Annotated in this window: 5 protein-coding genes; all 5 read left to right on the forward strand. The window is 66.3% G+C overall.

Annotation, left to right across the window (positions count from 1 at the left end):
• The first annotated feature begins 19 nt into the window (after positions 1-19).
• The 5 genes from frmR to AC04L7_RS15190 all read left to right on the forward strand — a co-directional run bounded on the left by frmR (position 20) and on the right by AC04L7_RS15190 (position 3,049).
• Entirely contained in the window at positions 20-295 is a 276-nt protein-coding gene (frmR, locus tag AC04L7_RS15170; RefSeq protein ID WP_296281395.1) for a formaldehyde-responsive transcriptional repressor FrmR, read from the forward strand.
• A gap of 101 nt (positions 296-396) precedes the next feature.
• On the forward strand, positions 397-1,506 hold the full coding sequence (locus tag AC04L7_RS15175; protein WP_435996247.1) for an S-(hydroxymethyl)glutathione dehydrogenase/class III alcohol dehydrogenase: 1,110 nt from the start codon (positions 397-399) through the stop codon (positions 1,504-1,506).
• 13 nt (positions 1,507-1,519) lie between these two features.
• A complete protein-coding gene (locus AC04L7_RS15180; RefSeq protein ID WP_436040779.1) occupies positions 1,520-1,855 on the forward strand; it encodes a DUF3658 domain-containing protein in 336 nt (111 codons plus the stop codon).
• A 7-nt stretch (positions 1,856-1,862) separates the two neighbouring features.
• Positions 1,863-2,693: an S-formylglutathione hydrolase gene (fghA, locus tag AC04L7_RS15185; protein WP_436000911.1), complete on the forward strand. Its 831-nt coding sequence runs from the start codon at positions 1,863-1,865 to the stop codon at positions 2,691-2,693.
• Positions 2,690-3,049 carry a putative quinol monooxygenase gene (locus tag AC04L7_RS15190; RefSeq protein WP_435996249.1) on the forward strand — a complete coding sequence of 120 codons (360 nt, stop codon included), beginning with the start codon at positions 2,690-2,692 and terminating at the stop codon, positions 3,047-3,049. Before fghA ends, AC04L7_RS15190 begins: the two co-directional genes overlap by 4 nt.
• Positions 3,050-3,231: the final 182 nt, after the last annotated feature.

Here is a 3,231-nt window from a genome sequence, read left to right on the forward strand (position 1 = left end):
ACTATAGGCTGCCATCGCCATGCCGCATTCGCCCGCCGACAAGAAGAAAGCGCTCACGCGCGTCAAGCGCATCCGCGGCCAGCTGGATGCGCTGGAGCGCGCGCTGGAGGAGGGTGCCGACTGCGCGCCGGTCCTGCAGCAGCTCGCGGCGGTGCGCGGTGCGGTCAACGGACTGATGTCCGAAATCCTGGAAAGCCACCTGCGCGAGGAATTCGCGCATCCCGCGTCGACGCCCGAACAGCGCGGGGCCGGCATCGATGCCGCCGTCGCGCTGGTGCGGTCCTATCTGAAGTAGGAGCGGGACATGCCCGCGATGCTCCTCGGCCAAGGTCGGGAAACGCATCGCGGGCATGGCCCGCTCCTGTAAAAAATCCCCCCTCTCGCAGGAGACTGACCATGAAATCCCGTGCCGCCGTCGCCTTCGCCGCAGGCGAACCGCTGAAGATCGTCGAGATCGACGTCGCCCCGCCGCAGAAGGGCGAAGTGCTGGTGAAGATCACCCACACCGGCGTCTGCCACACCGATGCGTTCACGCTGTCGGGCGAGGATCCGGAGGGACTGTTTCCCGTCGTGCTGGGCCATGAAGGTGCCGGCATCGTGGTCGAGGTCGGCGAAGGCGTCACCAGCGTCAAGCCGGGCGACCACGTCATCCCGCTCTACACCGCCGAGTGCGGCGAGTGCCTGTTCTGCAAGAGCGGCAAGACCAACCTGTGCACGTCGGTGCGGGCGACGCAGGGCAAGGGCGTGATGCCGGACGGCACCTCACGCTTCTCCTATGAAGGCCAGCCGCTGTACCACTACATGGGCTGCTCGACCTTCAGCGAATACACGGTCGTCGCCGAGGTTTCGCTGGCCAAGATCAATCCCGACGCGAACCCGGAGCACGTCTGCCTGCTCGGCTGCGGCGTCACCACCGGCATCGGCGCCGTGCACAACACGGCCAAGGTGCAGGAAGGCGATTCGGTGGCCGTGTTCGGCCTGGGCGGCATCGGCCTCGCCGTGATCCAGGGCGCGCGCCAGGCCAAGGCCGGCCGCATCATCGCCATCGACACCAACCCTTCCAAGTTCGAGATGGCGACGCAGTTCGGTGCTACCGATTGCATCAACCCGAAGGACTTCGACAAGCCGATCCAACAGGTCGTCGTCGAGATGACGGGCTGGGGCGTCGACCATTCGTTCGAGTGCATCGGCAACGTCAACGTCATGCGCGCCGCGCTGGAGTGCGCGCACCGCGGCTGGGGCCAGAGCGTCATCATCGGCGTGGCAGGTGCAGGTCAGGAAATCAGCACGCGCCCGTTCCAGCTGGTGACCGGCCGCAAGTGGATGGGCACCGCCTTCGGCGGCGTGAAGGGTCGTTCGCAGTTGCCCGGCATGGTCGAGGATGCGATGAAGGGCGATATCGAACTCGCGCCATTCGTGACCCACACCATGCCGCTGGACGGGATCAACGAGGCCTTCGACCTGATGCATGAGGGCAAGTCCATCCGCAGCGTGGTGCACTACTGAGATGACGATGTCCTTGCAGAAGACGACCCTGGACGCCATGCCGGACGCGACGATGGACGACTCCTTCGATCATGATGCGCGCGATGCGATCGCGCGCCTCGGCGAGCACGACCTGCAGAACATCGACCGGGCGATCCTTTCGTCGCTGGGTCGGGACTGGAAGAAAGCGGGGTTCATCACCGCAGGCGTCATGATCGCGGCTCCGGACGAGTACGAGGATCTGCCGGAGATGTTCTACGCATCCAGGATCCGCGCACTCGCCGAGGCATCGCGCATCGAGACGAAAGGCGATGCGCTTGCATTGAAGACCTTCGAGATCCGTCTCGCACCCGCAAAGGACGTGGCCTGACATGACGATCCAGCGCATTGAGCACCGCGCCTGCTTCGGCGGCTGGCAGGACGTCTACGAACACGCATCCCGCACCCTCGGTTGCACGATGCGCTTCGCCGTCTACCTGCCCCCGCAGGCGGGAACGCAGAAGCTGCCGGTGCTGTACTGGCTGTCCGGCCTGACCTGCACCGAGCAGAACTTCATCACCAAGGCCGGTGCGCAGCGCTACGCCGCCGAGCACGGCGTGATCCTGGTCGCGCCGGATACCAGTCCACGGGGCGACGACGTCGCCGATGCCGACGGCTATGACCTCGGCAAGGGCGCTGGCTTCTACGTCAATGCCACGCAGGCCCCGTGGGCAGCGCACTACCGCATGTACGACTACGTGGTCCACGAGGTGCCAGCGCTCATCGAAGCGAATTTCCCGGCCACCGATGCGCGCGCGATCAGCGGACACTCGATGGGCGGGCACGGTGCGTTGACCGTCGCACTGAAGAATCCCGGCCGCTACCGCAGCGTGTCCGCATTCTCGCCGATCGTCGCGCCGTCGCAGGTACCGTGGGGCGAAAAGGCGTTCGGCGCCTATCTCGGCAGCGACCGCGATGCGTGGAAGCACTACGATGCCGTCGCACTGATCCGCGATGCCTCCGAACGCTTGCCGCTGCTGGTCGACCAGGGCGATGCGGACGAATTCCTGAATGTCCAGTTGAAGCCCGAGCTGCTGCAGGCCGCCGCCGACGCCGCAGGCCATCCGCTGACGCTGCGCCTGCAACCCGGCTACGACCACAGCTATTACTTCATCGCCAGCTTCATCGGCGACCACGTCGCGCACCACGCCAAGGCCCTGCACCGATGAGCCTCGATCACGCTGCCACCCCCTCCGCGCCGCTGGTGTTCTACGTCCGCCTGCGCGTGAAGCCGGAGCGCGTCGACGAGTGGCTGCACGCGGTGCACGCCATCGTCGATGCGATGTCCAAGGAAGACACCTTCCTGTCGTGCGATCTGCATCGCGATGCGAACGACCCGACACTGTTCACCCTGTACGAGCGCTGGGCCGAGCCCGACGTGGCCACGTTCCTCGCGCGCCAGGACAGGCCCTACCGTCGCGACTACGAGGCCCGCTTGCCCGAGTTGCTGCAGGGTCCGCGGGAACCGCAGGTGCTGGTGCCGCTGGCTCGCTGGCCATCGACCGCCCGGAGTGAAAGCGCGTAGCCGGTGGGACAGGACATCGCATCGGCGCGGATGCGATGCGTGTAAGCCGCGGGGCGGAACCAGGCTCACCGTCCCATGGTCCCTCGGTCACCGTGATGGTGAAGACGTGCCCACGCCGTGACGGACCGTAGCGTGCGCCGTGCGCGAGAATGCCTGGGCATCATCGACCGGCATGCGGGTGG

It is taken from the genome of Pseudoxanthomonas sp. LjRoot204_2 (assembly GCF_056175765.1).